Below are 14,264 nucleotides of genomic sequence, written 5' to 3'. Positions count from 1 at the left end.
TTAACAGCTTTTTTCCCATGATTTATTCATTTACTTCGGAGTTATTATGTCTTGCCCTCACGATATCTTAGGAAAACCTGTTTGCTACATTGTAGAACACCCCGATCGACCACAAGAAAGATTCTGCACAATTTGCAAGAAACGCTTTGTAGAACAGGAATATAATACAAGTATCTGGTTATTAATTGCCCTTGTTTTAATTGTTTTAGTTGTCCTGCTAAGCGCCTGCGAAAAGCAAACCAATTCCCTTAAAGACGGGAATTCAAATTGGATCTCTACTGAGTGATAAACTTTGAACAAAAGTAGTCATTCTTTCAACTTCAGGCAGCATTCCCAAGGTAGTAAAGTCTTCAATCGCTAAATTTGCCCAGTAGGTTGCTGTTGTTAAATCCTGTTGTTTTTTTGCTAGAAAAGCGAGCGATTCTTTGCAGTACGCTTCCCGACTCCGATCTTGGTTTCGTTGGGCAATTTGTAAACTTTCCTCTAATAACAGTCTGGCTTCATCAAAGTTTTCCTGTTCGACAGCAATATCTCCTAGCCAATTTTTGGCTAAGGCGATACTACGCTGCCAGCCTATCTCTTGGGATTTTTTGAGTGTTTGTTGATAGTGTATTTTAGCTTGTTCATAATCTTCTTTTAGGAAGTATATCTTACCTTGGTAATAAGAAATATGAATATGCTGGAGTTTTGATTTTTCGTCTTTTGGCTGATTCATTTCCACCAAAAGTAAAGCTTTTTTTAGCCATAAAAGTGCCTGTTGAAATTGCTGTTTGCCAATTCGGAGAACAGCAATATTAATTGCTAAATCAATCTGAAAAGTGTGACTTTGATAATGGCGAAGTTGCCACGTTTCTTTGAGTAAATTTTCTGCTAATTCTAAATGTTTTGCCTGTCCCACGATCGTGAGAGTCCAAGCGCGATCGCACATTGCTTCGGCAGCAGTTGTCAAATCTTTTCGCTTCTTCGCTGCTTCAATAAGCCATTCTGTCCAATCTAAGCGGTAACTCCAATAATTTAGGCGATCGCGGTTATAACTCTGAGCGTAAGAATAACCTTTGACCTGCTGCCAAAATTGTAAGAAGTCACTGTATTTTTCTTGATTAATACACCAATCAATCGCTACTTGAATATTTTCCCATTCAGCACTCAGTTCATCGTAATTGTTCCACTCTTTACCATCTTGACCCCCGTGTTTTTGGCAATATTTTAGATACCAAGAAACCCAGCGTTCCCGCGCTGCTGCTTCAAAATCAGCGTTTATTTTTAATTCATTTAAGACGTATTCGCGAGTTAAGGAAATCATTTGATAGCGATCTTCCTGATATTTAATCAAAGAAAGTTGCTGTAATTTGGCTAGAGCTTCATCAATGGCTTCTCCATCGTAATCAATCGGGATAGCAGTTTGTATAATTGCCTCTTCTAAAGCGGGATGAGGGAATAATGCCACCGTCATTAATAGTTGGTGAGCTAATTTTCCTCTGAGCGGCTGAATTGAACCTTCAAAACAAAAATTAGCGACTTCACCTGTGGGTGAAAGCAATCGATTTAAAACATTTTCTAGCTTGTAGTTTGCTGCTAATTGACCGAGTACATAAACGATCGCTGCGGGGATACCACTTGTTTTGTGGCAAATTTTAGAAGCTGCTGTTTCTGATAAAGTTATAGCTTTCGCTTCAGCTTGTTGTTGAATGAGGTGTAACCCTTCATCAAGAGGTAAACTGTCAAGCAATATTCGAGGAAAATTAGCTTGAATGCGAGTAGTAATCACCGCTTTTACTGTTATGGGTAAATCCTGCAAAAAATCTAGTACAATTTGTTGCTCGTCAAGGGTTTCCAGATTGTCTATAATTAACAGAGTTTGCTGTTGACTTAAACGATAAAAAATAAGTTTTTGTTGTTCGTCAAAGTCTCCACGAATAATGTTATGACATTTGAGAGTATGAGCGATGGCTTGAAATATATCTCTTAGTGTGCTCTCGCGATGGGAGCGTTTTACAATACCTTTTACTGTTAAACGTTGTGCTTTCGCTGAGGTAAAGATAATTGCTTCAAAACTCGGAACTTTAGCATTTTCCTGGTTGGCATTTAGGCAGCGATAAGCAGCTTCTAATGCTAGAGATGTTTTTCCTACGCCACCACAACCTTCAATGCTAATTCGGCTGTGATTGCTATCAAAAGAGAGCAGCATTAGCAATCGTTCAATTTCTTGTTCTCTACCGATAAAATTGCCATCTTTACCGGGTAAGTTTTGGCATATATCTGAAAAACTGGTAGATTTTTTTGGCGGTTTTTCAGCAATTTCTTGCCAATTTAAACCTAAAATATGGCAATAAGCTTTAAAAGCTTGCTCGTTAATCCCTACGCATCTTGTAGGAGAGGCAAAATTGCTCCAAGTACCATAAGAAATGCCGTGAGCAAAGGCTGTCCCTTCGTCTATAAGTTTAATAAGTCTTTCAAAGAGTGAACCCTGCTGCGACTGTGTGATTTTTTTCTTAATTTCATTGATGTCTTGATGTTTCTCGACTCGCAAAAACTGCTCGAAATTTCTCACCCATCCTGGGTCATTGACATTCCAACCTTTTTCCTCGGCATATTGGTTAATGAGCCATTGAGTCGCTTCGATTAAAGGGGTGAGGTTATCTTCTTTTGCTACCCATTTCTTTTGATTGGTGTTCCTAGCTTCCTGAATTTGTCGGTGTCCTTGCTCGGAGGCTCTGAGAGTTGGCTGGCTCATACACAGTTCGGGATAAAAGTCAAGATCAGTGCTAATCCATCTGAGATGATCGTGACGCATCTCAGAGCGGCATTGTAAAAAGGATTAGAAGCTCAGGGCCAATAATTTTAGACCAGATTTATCAGGTGCATCGCTGCTGTGAGGAGTTGAAAAGTTATTGGCATAGCCTATGTTGGGCATCGGGCTGATTTCCACCAGATGAGTTAGCCAAACTGTTGGTGGAAGTGGTGCGATCGCCCTTATTTCTCAAGATAACTCAAAGTTGGAACTCAATTAATTTTGTCAGAGAGGTTAACTCCACATGAATAAATGGCAATCACTGATGGCGGTTGTGGGAATGGGGGCGATCGCGGCGATCGGCACAGCCGCCACCTTCAATCAACCCAGCTACGCTCAAAGCACCACATTCTTTTGTGGCATGAGTAGCGACGGCGTACCAACAACCTTTGATCGGATGAGAGGTCTTGGTTGCAGATTTGGCCTTTGTTTTTAGGCTTTTCTAATTTTTGTGCTGGCTGAATACGGGTGACTATTCTACTACGTTGTGTTTGGGAAAAATCGATTTATTGATAAAATTGGAGGTTAAATATGGCAGTAGATTATCTATCTTCGGTAGAACAAAGCGTCCTTGATGAGATCAATCTGGCACGGACAAATCCCAACGCCTATGCAGATATATTGACGCAAAGAAGGCAGTATTATAATGGCAACTTGCTCCAAGTTCCCGGACAAATTACCATCCGCACTAACGAAGGTGTAGCGGCAGTTGATGAAGCGATCCGCGTTTTGCGCTCGACTTCTCCTTTACCTGCTTTGAGTCCATCCCAAGGACTGTCTCTGGGGGCCAAAGATCACGTCAATGATGCAGGACCAAAAGGAATTTTGGGACACATAGGTAGCGATGGTAGTAATCCAACTCAAAGAGTCGAGCGCTACGGACAAGGTGGAGCAGGCGAAAATATCGATTATGGAGCCAGTACCGGTCGTGAAATTGCGATCCATCTCCTAGTTGATGATGGCGTTTCGAGTCGCGGGCACAGAGAAAACATCCTTAAACCTTCTTACGGATTCGCCGGCGTAAGCGTTGGTTCTCACGCTCAGTACGGAACAATGGCTGTGATTGATTTTGCTGACGCATACAAAGAAGCATCTGCTCCACCCACAACACCTGTACCCAATCCAACACCTCCACCCGTTCCTATTGCACCACCTTCAGATACAGGAAGTGACGGTAATCATACTCTTCTGGGAACTGCTGGTAGCGATACCTTGCAGGGGGGTAGCGGCATCTATACTTTGTATGGCGGTAACGGCAATGACCTACTGGTCGGCAACATCGGCAATGACCTACTGAACGGTGGTAAGGGCGATGATTATTTAATCGGGGGCGGTGGGATAGATACGGTGGTAGGCGGTTTAGGAAGCGATACTTTTGCCTTTGACAGCAATAGATTAGCTATTATCCCCGACTTTGATGTTGCTTCTGATTTCATTGAACTGTTAGGTGATCTGAAGGGATCTCGCATTTTAGTTGCTCGTAATGACAGCAATAGTCTAGGAGTTTATGCCAGCATTAATGGTAGTAATAAAGCCTTGGCATTGTTGACTAATTTTACTGGCGATGTTGGGAGCGTTTCACGGAAAATTATCGGGGGACAGCAAACACCTACTATTGGTATTGTTGGTACTGCCGGCAATGACAGTCTCTTCGGGCAAGAACTTGGTGACACTATTAGCGGTTTAGCTGGTAACGACTACCTGAGAGGAGGGGATGGCAATGATTCCCTTGACGGTGGCGATGGGAACGATGTTCTCTACGGTAATGCTGGCAATGATACCCTGCTGGGTGGTGCTGGCAATGAGTTCTTTGATGGTGGCGATGGGGATGATTTCCTGAATGGGGGTAATGGGGACGATTTTATAGTAGGTGGTGCAGGCAAAGATACCTTCTTCTTTGGTGCGTCAAGTGGTCAAGATCAGATCAGTGATTTTGTCGTAACTGATGACAAGATTCAGGTAGCTGCTGGTCTTGGTTTTAGCAATGGAGCGGCTGTTTTAGCCGCAATTACTAGGCAAGGTTCTGTTCCTAATGGGGGAGGGCTTTCATTTTCTGAAATCACCCTCAGCCCAGGAAACAACTTTGCCATTGTCCATGATGTTTCGTTGACGGCAGCAAACTTTATCATTGTCTGATCTAGTCATCAGATAGATTTGCGATTTAGGAGATCGCCTTTCCCAAAAAATAGGCGATCGCTCCCAAAAATTTTCTCCATTAACGGTCAAAAACACCGTTTCGTGCAAGTTTTCGGCACTCCCAGTTCTTAAGCGCAATGAGAAATGGCATGAATAGCAATAAGTGCGATCGCCATTTCTCCAATTAGTTTTTTTTGCAAACAAATAGGTAGAAAATTATGGCAATTAAACAACAAGAGTTTTACTTAGTCGGAGAAGATACTGACGACAATGTTGCACTCGAATTCGGACAACTTCAGGATCTACCTGGAGGATTGGCAACTCGCAAAGGCAATGATACTGTTAGCGGTTCCTCTGACGGTGAAGTTGTATACGGTGGCAAAGGAAACGATGAAGTTGATGGCGGAGGTGGGAATGATTCCCTTCGCGGCGACAAAGATGAAGATACTATTATCGGCGGAGATGGGGATGATTGGTTGTGGGGAGGTCAAGAAAATGATTCAATTGTTGGTGGTAGCGGCAATGATAATTTGTACGGCGATCGCGGTATCGATACCCTCACAGGCGGCAGTGGCAATGACACATTTTTCCTACTGTTAGATGATGAGAGTATTGATTACATTACCGATTATCAAAATGGCAGCGATCGCATTGCCAGCGACAACGGTATTTTGAACTTTGATAACTTCACTTTTAGTGCGGGTACGGGTGCTAATGGTGCTGGTAGTGGCGATACGGTGATGATAGAGAAAAGTAGCAATCGGGCGATCGCAGTTTTGCTGAATGTTGCCAGTAGCACTTTTGCAGCTAGTCCAACACCTGCGCCGACACCTGCACCTACAGAGACACCTGCACCTGCACCTTTACCTACAGAGACACCTGCGCCGACGGTTCCACCTACAGGAACTCCAGCACCGACACCTGCGCCTACACCATTACCTACAGTCACGCCAGCGCCGACACCTGCGCCAACGCCTGCACCTACGGCAACTCCAGCACCGACACCTGCGCCAACTCCTGCGCCTACGGGAACTCCAGCGCCGACACCTGCGCCAACTCCTGCGCCTACGGGAACTCCAGCGCCGACACCTGCGCCAACTCCTGCGCCTACGGGAACTCCAGCGCCGACACCTGCGCCTACGCCATTACCTACAGGAACTCCCACGCCAACGCCAGTACCCGCGTCGTTCGATGAAAAGTTCTACCTGGTCAATAATAACGACGCTGCCAAAGCGATTGTGACTGGCCAAGTAAAAAGTGCTTGGGAACACTACCAAACTGTTGGTCAAGCTGAAGGTCGTGCTAGTGCTCCGTCTCAGGTAAGCACTTTCAACATCACATTTGACTATAGGTTTGATACAAATGGATTCTTCAGTGACCCCATCAATGGCCCTAACCGCAAAGCTACTTTAGAAGCAGCAGCAGACTACTGGGAAGCTGTTATCCAAGATGAATTTCCCAATGTTCCTGCTGGCACCGAGTTCTGGATTAAAAATCCTCAAACTGGACAACGAGATAAGGTTGTTTTAAATCAGGACATTGACGATCTTGCGATCTTTGTGGGCGCTCGACCTTTAAGTGGCTCTGTTGGAGAAACACAAGGCGAGGGTGCTGGTTATCAAGATGCAACAAGTTTTTCCTATGTTTTATCCGATCGGATCAATGGGGTGAATTATGAACCCTATGCAAGCACCATGTCATTTGGTTCTAACCTTTCGTATAGCGTCAAGCCAAACATTTTCGACTTGAGTGCTACTCCGAGCGAACAAGGCAATGATGCCAGCTTGTTTATTACTGCTGTCCATGAGATAGCACACGCTTTAGGGATTGGTCTTTCACCAGCTTTCCGTGCAAGAACATTTGGAGCCTTTTTTGACGGTTCCAATGCCAGAGCTGCTAATGCAGGCAACCCTATTCCTCTGAGAGCCGACTTGGGGCATCCAGCTAGTATTGTTAGCAAGGGTGGTTTGCCATCTCTTCTTGGTGACGGCGGTGGTGCAACCTATATCCCCACCAAAGTTGATTTGGCACTACTTGCAGATGTTGGTTACAAATTTGAGGGATTTACCGTTCAAGATTCAACGCCAACCACTGCAACCGAGGGAGATGATAAAGTCCTTGGCACAGATTTGGGTGATACTCTCAACGGTTTAGGGGGTAACGACACCATCAACGGTGTAGCTGGCAACGATACCCTGATTGGAGGTGCTGGTAACGATACGCTTGATGGTAGCGGTGGCAACGATAGCCTGATTGGAGGTAATGGCAAGGACACCCTGAGAGGAGGCGCTGGTAGCGATACCTTTGTTTTTGAGGTGGCAAGCGGTGAAGATTGGATAGAGGATTTTACGGTAGCTGATGAAAAAATACAGTTGGCTGCTAGCTTTGGTTTTAGCGATGGAGCCGCTGTTTTAAGCGCACCCGGAAACTTCTTCAATGGCACAGTAACCGATGCCAATGGCAATCCTGTTCCCGGTAAACGATTTTCTAAAATCAGTCTCGGATCTAATTCGGGCAATATTATCACGATCGTTCACGATGATAATCCCCTAACAGCCGCAAACTTTACCATTATCTGAATCTAATCATTAGATAGATTTGCGTTCTAGGCGATCGCATCTCCATTTCAAGGTGCGATCGCCCCTCCTAAAACCTTCTCAAAAAAAAGATAGCTGTTAAAATAGCATCATCCCTTTCTCACTCATCTGAGTTAATAGGTCTCAAAAAAGATCGCTCCCTTGGCAATCGTGATTTATAATCACTCATGGTTTTCTTTGATATTCTTTTCTACATCTGTCGCATCTTCCCGCTTATCGTCAGACAAATTTATCTCTTCTTTCATCAGCATAAAAGAGTATTTACTAGAGCCTATCCGCTGCGAACTATAAATACCAGCATGACCGGAAAAAACATAGCTCATTACACAAGCGATCGCAATAAATACCCCCGATTCCAGACCAAAAAGTTCAATTCCCATTAAAGTTGAAGCGATCGGTGTATTCGCAGCACCACCAAAGACAGCAACAAATCCCATCCCCGCCAATAAAGGTGCTGGCAAAGCCAAAATTAAGGACAAAGAATTGCCTAATGTTGCACCAATAAAAAATAGAGGAGTCACTTCCCCTCCTTTAAATCCGGCCCCTAAAGTCAAAGCTGTTAAAGCTATTTTTGCCGCAAAATCCCAAGGCGGTAACTGAGTAAAAAACGCATCAACAATGGTAGGAATACCCAAACCGATATATTTAGTCGATCCCATCGCCCAGACACTCAGTACAACAATCGTACCACCGATCGCAGGACGTAAAGGAGGATAGGAAATTTTTGCTTTGAAAAAGTGGCTAATTTTGTGAGTTAATTTAGCAAAAATCATCGCCACAATGCCAAAGATTGCACCAGCGACAATGGCAGAAATTAGAGCCATTGGGGTGACGGTTGGTACCAGGGGAGCATGGCGATATGCTGTATGATGCAATCCCAAAACTAAGGTAATGCGATCGCCCACAACCGCTGCAACTAAACAGGGAAAAAGAGCATCGTGTTGAATATTTCCTATTGCTAAAACTTCTAAACCAAAGATAGTTCCAGCCAAGGGAGTTCCGAAAACGGAAGCAAATCCACCACTAAGAGCCGACATTAATAAAATTCGTCGATTAGCGTGTTTAAAGCGGAAGATTCTAGTTAATTGATCGGCGAGTGATGCAGCAATCTGTAGTGCTGTTCCTTCACGACCTGCGGAACCTCCAAATAAATGAGTTATATCTGTACCTAACATTACCATTGGAGCCATTCGCAAGGGAATAATATTTTGGGGGTTATGAATCTCTTCCAATAAAAGATTATTTCCGGCTTCTACCTGCTTTCCATATCGATGATAAATCCAACCACTTAAGAATCCCGCCAATGGCAATAAGGCAATCATCCATAGATGAGATTCTCGCCAATTTGTTGCCCAATCTAAAGATGCTAGAAGAGCCGCAGAACCTAAGCCGGAAAGAATGCCAACAATACAAGCAATGATGAACCACTTGCTGAGTTGGGGGATTGCAATAAATTGCTCAAATTTCTCAAACCTTTTCATAATCAAACTCCTATTTGTAACTCTCGTAACGCCGCCCTCTGGGCGGTATTTTAACCGCCCAGAGGGCGGCGATACGGATATATTTCCTAACTGTCTTGACAGTTAATTTTTGCGCTCTTCTACCAAAATTACGGGAATAGAACTATTTTCTATCACTGCTTGCGATACGGAACCAACTAACACCTTTTCCCAAGGTTGGTATCCCCGTTTTCCCATCACAATATCTGTCACTTGATACTGTTCTGCGACGCGCATAATTTCCTCTGGAACTGAGCCAGTAATGGTAATGAATTGATGGCGAATATCTGCCAGTAATTTTTGAGTGCGATCGCGCAGTTGTTCTACAGCCTCTTTTTCTGCAATATTAATGATGTGTAATACAATCTAATCCTAATCCCGCTTTCATCAGGATAATCATCGCTGCCACAATTCGTAGATTATCCGCCGATTTCAGCACTTCAGGACTCAGGACATCGCTAACTTGTGGCCCTAAAACTATCCCTACCAAAATCATTCCAATCAGAGGCGGAGCACCTAAGCGACGGGCAATTTGACCCGCAAAAAAGCCCATCAATAAAATCCATAGCGCACTAGCTAACATAAGATTCCTTTCTCCAGATTTTGGGTATGGACAAAGGCTTGCTAGGTATGAGAGGTTAGTGATAATTTTTCACGCCCCTACTCTCCAGCAGCAAGCCAGAAAAGTAGGAGCCATCAGCCTTTTAGTGTTTTAGTTAACGTCAGGAAAGAATCACTAGCAGGCGGTTTTGGCGAGCTCCATCGCCGTTGGGATTATTATAGCATCACAAAATTGACTAACATGACAGAGAAAACAAGCACTTCTCAAAAAGCTGCACTAAAATTCGTTATTCTACTAGGAATAGTTAGTCTGTGTGCCGATGCGACTTATGAAGGCGCTCGCAGCATCACAGGGTCTTATTTAGGGGTTTTAGGAGCTAGTGCTACCGTCGTGGGGCTGGTAGCAGGCTTAGGTGAGCTAATTGGCTACGGGTTGCGCCTAATCACAGGTTATATCAGCGACCAAACCAGACAATACTGGAAAATGACCACCTTGGGGTATTTCATAAATACAGCAGTTGTGCCATTGTTAGCCTTAGCAGGAACTTGGCCAATTGCAGCTTGCTTGATGATCGCCGAACGCACCGGCAAAGCAATTCGCACTCCCGCACGCGATGTATTGCTTTCCCATGCTGCGATAAAAGTCGGCACGGGTTTTGGCTTTGGCATACACGAGGCCCTCGATCAAATTGGTGCAACCATTGGCCCGCTGGCAGTAGCAGCAATGCTATATTTTCAGCAAGGCTATCAAGGTGGCTTCGCAATCTTAGTAGTTCCAGCATTGTTGGGGCTAATTGTACTATTAGTTTTGCAGCGGTTTTATCCTAGTCCCCGCGACTTTGAAACTGTCACCCTCGAAATGAAAGGGGAAGGTTTGCCCCGTGTATTCTGGATTTATTTGGCAGCAGTTGCTTTAGTTGGCGCTGGCTATACCGACTTTCCCCTCATTGCTTACCACTTCCACAAAAACTCAATTTCTGATAGCGCAATTCCTTTACTTTATGCTCTAGCTATGGGTATTGACGCTATAGCGGCGCTGATATTTGGGCGTTTATTTGACCGTCGAGGCATTTCTATTCTAATAATTGCAGTTTTTTTGTCGGTACTGTTTGCCCCCTTAGTATTTTTAGGAAATCAGCAAATGGCCTGGCTAGGGATGGCGTTGTGGGGTATAGGTATGGGAGCTCAAGAATCAATTATGAAAGCTGCGATCGCAGGAATGGTACCTGCGGATAAAAGGGGTTCCGCTTTTGGGATATTTTATACAGGCTACGGCTTATCATGGTTTTTGGGCAGTGCTTTAATGGGAATTTTATACGATCGCTCAGTTGGAACCCTAGTTGTGTTTTCTGTCGCCATCCAACTCGCTGCTATTCCCATCTTAATGCTGGTAAAAAGACAAACTCATCCGATTTAACCTTGATTTAACCGTTTGGGCATTGACTTTTTCCGCAGGTTGGCATCAATTAACAAAAATGTAGAGGTAGAGTCGTGGTCGTAAAAATAGCAACAGAATGCCTCATTACCCTGCAAGGAGTCAGTAAGGCTTATCAGCAGCCCAACGGTCAACAAATCGCAATTTTAGAACCAATTAACCTGGAGTTGCGTACAGGAGAAATTGTAGCTTTGCTCGGCCCTTCTGGGTCAGGTAAATCTACTTTAATGCGGATGATTGCTGGCTTAATTCCGCCTACAAGCGGTCAAGTTCTTTACCACAATCGCCCCTTGGTTGGCTTAAATCCCGGCATAGCCATTGTGTTCCAAAACTTTGCCCTTTATCCCTGGCTAACAGTCATGGAGAATGTAGAATTAGGATTAAAAGCTAAGGGAGAATTGCCAGAACAGCGCAAGCAAAAAGCCTTGCGAATGATTGATATTATCGGTTTAGACGGATTTGAAAATGCTTATCCTAAAGAACTTTCTGGCGGAATGCGACAGCGGGTAGGATTTGCTAGAGCTTTAGCAGTAGAACCAGAACTGCTTTGCATGGATGAACCATTTTCAGCCTTAGACGTATTGACGGCGGAAAACTTGCGGTTTGAATTATTAGATTTGTGGTTAGAAAAGCGGATTCCTACTAAAGCAGTTTTAATTGTAACTCACGGGATTGAGGAAGCCGTAATTTTAGCAGATCGGATTATTGTACTGGGTCGCAATCCGGGTAGGATTAGAGCAGAGTTAACGGTAAGTTTACCTCATTACCGCGATCGCAAAACCGCTCAATTCCAGGCGATTGTAGACCAAGTTTACAAGATTCTCACCAATCCTGATTTGAGTTGCGAAACAGAAACACCGCCTGCTACTACTGTCTCTCAAGCTCAACCTGTTCAAAGTCCAAAATATCAATCGTTACCGCAGGTACGAATTGGCGCGATCGCGGGCTTTTTAGAACTTTTAGAAGACCGTCAAGAAAAGGATTTATATCGCCTCGGTCAAGAATTACTTTTAGAAGTAGATGAAATTTTGCCGATTGTTGAAGGTGCAAAATTAATGGACTTTTTAGGAATTAAAGAAGGCGACTTACTGCTAACTCCCGTAGGAAACAATTTCATTGCTGGAGATATTGACGAACGCAAACAAATTGTTCGCAACCAAATTCTCAGCAATATTCGCCTCGTACAGCAAATTGATAGAATGCTTCACGCCAAGCGAAATCGCCGCATTTCTGAAGAGTTAATTCTAGATATTCTAGAAGCCCACTTTAGCCCCCAAGAAGCAATGAGGCAATTGAAAACAGCTATTGACTGGGGGCGCTATGCAGAAATATATAGCTACGATGAACCTACTGGCGAAATTTTCTTAGAAACAGAAGTCCAAACTCAGGAGTTAATTAATGCTTGAAAATGTTAACTGCTAATTGCTAATTGCTAATTGCTAAATTCTTCCTTCTTCCTTCTTCCTTCTCCCTTCTTCCTTCATTTATGACTAGACCTCTAACTCCTGCAAATAAAACCCTAGAAAGGTCAGCTTGGACTTGGCAAGATGGCTTGTTAATTCTGGCAACTTTTTCTCTAATTCTAGCAATTATCCAAACAGCCGCTAAATTCAGTGGTGACTATAACCCTAGTTTCAAAATTGAAACAACCTTAGCAGTATTACCGGGATATACGGCCCAGACTCTTTTACGCATGGGAACAGCTTATTTCTTATCGCTGCTATTTACTCTAGTTTACGCTTATTCTGCTTATCGGTCAGAGATGGCAGCAAAAATTTTAATTCCCCTCCTAGATATCTTACAATCAATTCCGGTGCTATCTTTTTTACCCGGTGTTGTTTTAGCACTAATTACATTATTTCCCGGACAGCGAATTGGGGTAGAAATAGCATCAATTTTGCTAATTTTTACCGGGATGACGTGGAATATGACGTTTAGTTTTTATCAATCACTATGTGGTATCCCGCGAGAACTTAAGGAAGCATCTAAAGTCTATCGCCTCAATGCTTGGCAGCAATTTTGGACATTAGAATTACCAGCAGGTGCGATCGGATTGGTGTGGAATAGCGTTATGTCTGTAGCTGGCGGTTGGTTCTTTTTAATTGCTATTGAATCCTTTACTTTAGGAGAGAAAAGCTTTCAATTGCCAGGATTAGGTTCGTACTTGGCAACAGCAGCAAATCAAGGAAATTTTGGTGCAATTGCCTGTGGCTTATCAGTGCTAATTGGTGTCATTATCGCCATTGATTTTTTGGTCTGGCAGCCTTTAATTGCTTGGGTAGAAAAGTTTAAGTTTCAGATGATGGAAGCCGCCAATTCCCCCCAGTCAACTGTGTTAGATTTATTGAGGCGATCGCCAACACTGCGCGTATTAAAATCGATATTTTCCCCAATTCAAGATAATTTTGATAGGAGTTTAGTCAGAATGTTTGCACCCGCAACATTAGCTGCAACTCCCACAGGGAGTTTCCGCATTTCAAGATGGGTAAATTGGGTATTTATTAGCGGATTTGCTGTCATTGTGTTGTGGGGAACTTGGGAAGCTATTTTACTACTCCGGTTGTTGAGTTTAGCAGACTGGCAAAAAGTAATTAGTGGTGCTGTATTAACAGCAATGCGAGTAATTTGTGCGCTATTTTTATCGCTATTGTGGACAGTTCCCGTCGGGGTAGCAATTGGTAGAAACCCTCGCTTAGCTCAAATTTTACAACCGCTAGTGCAGATTGCGGCTTCTGTTCCCGCAACGGCTTTATTTCCCATATTATTGCTAGGTTTAATCCAGACTGGTGGCGGTTTGCAGATTGGATCGGTGGCGCTGATGATGTTAGGGACAATGTGGTATTTGCTATTTAATGTAATTGCGGGAGCGCAAGCGATACCATCAGAATTATTTGAAGCTGCACAAGTTTATAAACTCTCGCTAGTACAGCGGTGGCGGAGTTTGATTTTGCCGGGAATTTTCCCCTATTTAATGACAGGAATTGTCACCGCTGTTGGAGGTGCTTGGAATGCCAGTATTGTCAGCGAGTACGTGCAGTTTAAAGGACAAGTGATTACTACTCCCGGTTTGGGGGAAACAATTTCTCAGGCGACGGCAAATGGTAATTTTCCTCTGCTTTTAGCAGCTACTTCTGTAATGTCGCTCTTAGTGGTGTTGACTAATCGTTTGCTATGGCGACCTCTTTATCGTTTAGCTCAGGAAAAATATCAATTGCTTGTTTAATTAAGATTTTTAGGTGTATAAT

The 14,264-nt window shown here is 43.6% G+C and carries 11 protein-coding genes and 1 riboswitch; of the genes, 7 read left to right on the top strand and 4 right to left on the bottom strand.

What is annotated here, in order from left to right; all coding sequences use genetic code 11:
* Positions 1–46 precede the first annotated feature (46 nt).
* A complete protein-coding gene (locus PY364_RS14470; protein ID WP_275523499.1) occupies positions 47–286 on the top strand; it encodes a hypothetical protein in 240 nt (79 codons plus the stop codon).
* Here PY364_RS14470 and PY364_RS14465 read toward each other — a convergent pair.
* A complete protein-coding gene (locus PY364_RS14465; RefSeq protein ID WP_275523497.1) occupies positions 263–2,734 on the bottom strand; it encodes a tetratricopeptide repeat protein in 2,472 nt (823 codons plus the stop codon). The genes PY364_RS14470 and PY364_RS14465 overlap by 24 nt on opposite strands.
* Before the next feature lie 301 nt (positions 2,735–3,035).
* On the opposite strand from PY364_RS14465, the gene PY364_RS14460 reads away from it, so the two are divergent.
* From PY364_RS14460 to PY364_RS14450, 3 genes are all read left to right on the top strand, one after another.
* Positions 3,036–3,227 (top strand): hypothetical protein, encoded by a 192-nt coding sequence (locus tag PY364_RS14460; protein ID WP_275523495.1) that lies wholly within the window; start codon positions 3,036–3,038, stop codon positions 3,225–3,227.
* A 95-nt stretch (positions 3,228–3,322) separates the two neighbouring features.
* Entirely contained in the window at positions 3,323–4,927 is a 1,605-nt protein-coding gene (locus PY364_RS14455) for a CAP domain-containing protein (protein ID WP_275523493.1), read from the top strand.
* Between the two features lie 218 nt (positions 4,928–5,145).
* Positions 5,146–7,506, top strand: a complete 2,361-nt coding sequence (locus tag PY364_RS14450; protein ID WP_275523491.1) for a hypothetical protein — start codon at positions 5,146–5,148, stop codon at positions 7,504–7,506.
* Positions 7,507–7,685: 179 nt separating this feature from the next.
* Here the strand turns inward: PY364_RS14450 and PY364_RS14445 are convergent, their stop codons facing one another.
* From PY364_RS14445 to PY364_RS14435, 3 genes are all read right to left on the bottom strand, one after another.
* Entirely contained in the window at positions 7,686–9,005 is a 1,320-nt protein-coding gene (locus tag PY364_RS14445) for a voltage-gated chloride channel family protein (RefSeq protein WP_275523489.1), read from the bottom strand.
* A 102-nt stretch (positions 9,006–9,107) separates the two neighbouring features.
* Positions 9,108–9,341, bottom strand: a complete 234-nt coding sequence (locus PY364_RS14440) for a universal stress protein (protein ID WP_275523556.1) — start codon at positions 9,339–9,341, stop codon at positions 9,108–9,110.
* 28 nt (positions 9,342–9,369) lie between these two features.
* A complete protein-coding gene (locus PY364_RS14435; RefSeq protein ID WP_275523487.1) occupies positions 9,370–9,606 on the bottom strand; it encodes a hypothetical protein in 237 nt (78 codons plus the stop codon).
* Positions 9,607–9,703: 97 nt separating this feature from the next.
* Positions 9,704–9,799: riboswitch (Fluoride riboswitch) on the bottom strand.
* 26 nt (positions 9,800–9,825) lie between these two features.
* On the opposite strand from PY364_RS14435, the gene PY364_RS14430 reads away from it, so the two are divergent.
* The 3 genes from PY364_RS14430 (at position 9,826) to PY364_RS14420 (ending at position 14,242) form a co-directional block, all read left to right on the top strand.
* A complete protein-coding gene (locus PY364_RS14430; RefSeq protein ID WP_275523485.1) occupies positions 9,826–11,001 on the top strand; it encodes an MFS transporter in 1,176 nt (391 codons plus the stop codon).
* A gap of 74 nt (positions 11,002–11,075) precedes the next feature.
* A complete protein-coding gene (locus PY364_RS14425; protein WP_275523483.1) occupies positions 11,076–12,425 on the top strand; it encodes a nitrate/sulfonate/bicarbonate ABC transporter ATP-binding protein in 1,350 nt (449 codons plus the stop codon).
* 80 nt (positions 12,426–12,505) lie between these two features.
* Complete coding sequence (locus tag PY364_RS14420; RefSeq protein ID WP_275523481.1) at positions 12,506–14,242, top strand: ABC transporter permease subunit; 1,737 nt, start codon at positions 12,506–12,508, stop codon at positions 14,240–14,242.
* Positions 14,243–14,264 lie beyond the last annotated feature (22 nt).

Source organism: Kamptonema sp. UHCC 0994, from assembly GCF_029167235.1.
Classification (GTDB): Bacteria; Cyanobacteriota; Cyanobacteriia; order Cyanobacteriales; family Microcoleaceae; genus Kamptonema.
Note: the sequence above shows the minus strand (reverse complement) of the source record. Positions and strands in the feature narration are given on the sequence as shown.

What these genes read in the sequence shown, in the direction of transcription:
- PY364_RS14470 (WP_275523499.1), top strand. Translation starts at nt 47, where the DNA reads ATGTCTTGCCCTCACGATATCTTAGGAAAACCTGTTTGCTACATTGTA.
- PY364_RS14465 (WP_275523497.1), bottom strand. Translation starts at nt 2,734, where the DNA reads ATGAGCCAGCCAACTCTCAGAGCCTCCGAGCAAGGACACCGACAAATT.
- PY364_RS14460 (WP_275523495.1), top strand. Translation starts at nt 3,036, where the DNA reads ATGAATAAATGGCAATCACTGATGGCGGTTGTGGGAATGGGGGCGATC.
- PY364_RS14455 (WP_275523493.1), top strand. Translation starts at nt 3,323, where the DNA reads ATGGCAGTAGATTATCTATCTTCGGTAGAACAAAGCGTCCTTGATGAG.
- PY364_RS14450 (WP_275523491.1), top strand. Translation starts at nt 5,146, where the DNA reads ATGGCAATTAAACAACAAGAGTTTTACTTAGTCGGAGAAGATACTGAC.
- PY364_RS14445 (WP_275523489.1), bottom strand. Translation starts at nt 9,005, where the DNA reads ATGAAAAGGTTTGAGAAATTTGAGCAATTTATTGCAATCCCCCAACTC.
- PY364_RS14435 (WP_275523487.1), bottom strand. Translation starts at nt 9,606, where the DNA reads ATGTTAGCTAGTGCGCTATGGATTTTATTGATGGGCTTTTTTGCGGGT.
- PY364_RS14430 (WP_275523485.1), top strand. Translation starts at nt 9,826, where the DNA reads ATGACAGAGAAAACAAGCACTTCTCAAAAAGCTGCACTAAAATTCGTT.
- PY364_RS14420 (WP_275523481.1), top strand. Translation starts at nt 12,506, where the DNA reads ATGACTAGACCTCTAACTCCTGCAAATAAAACCCTAGAAAGGTCAGCT.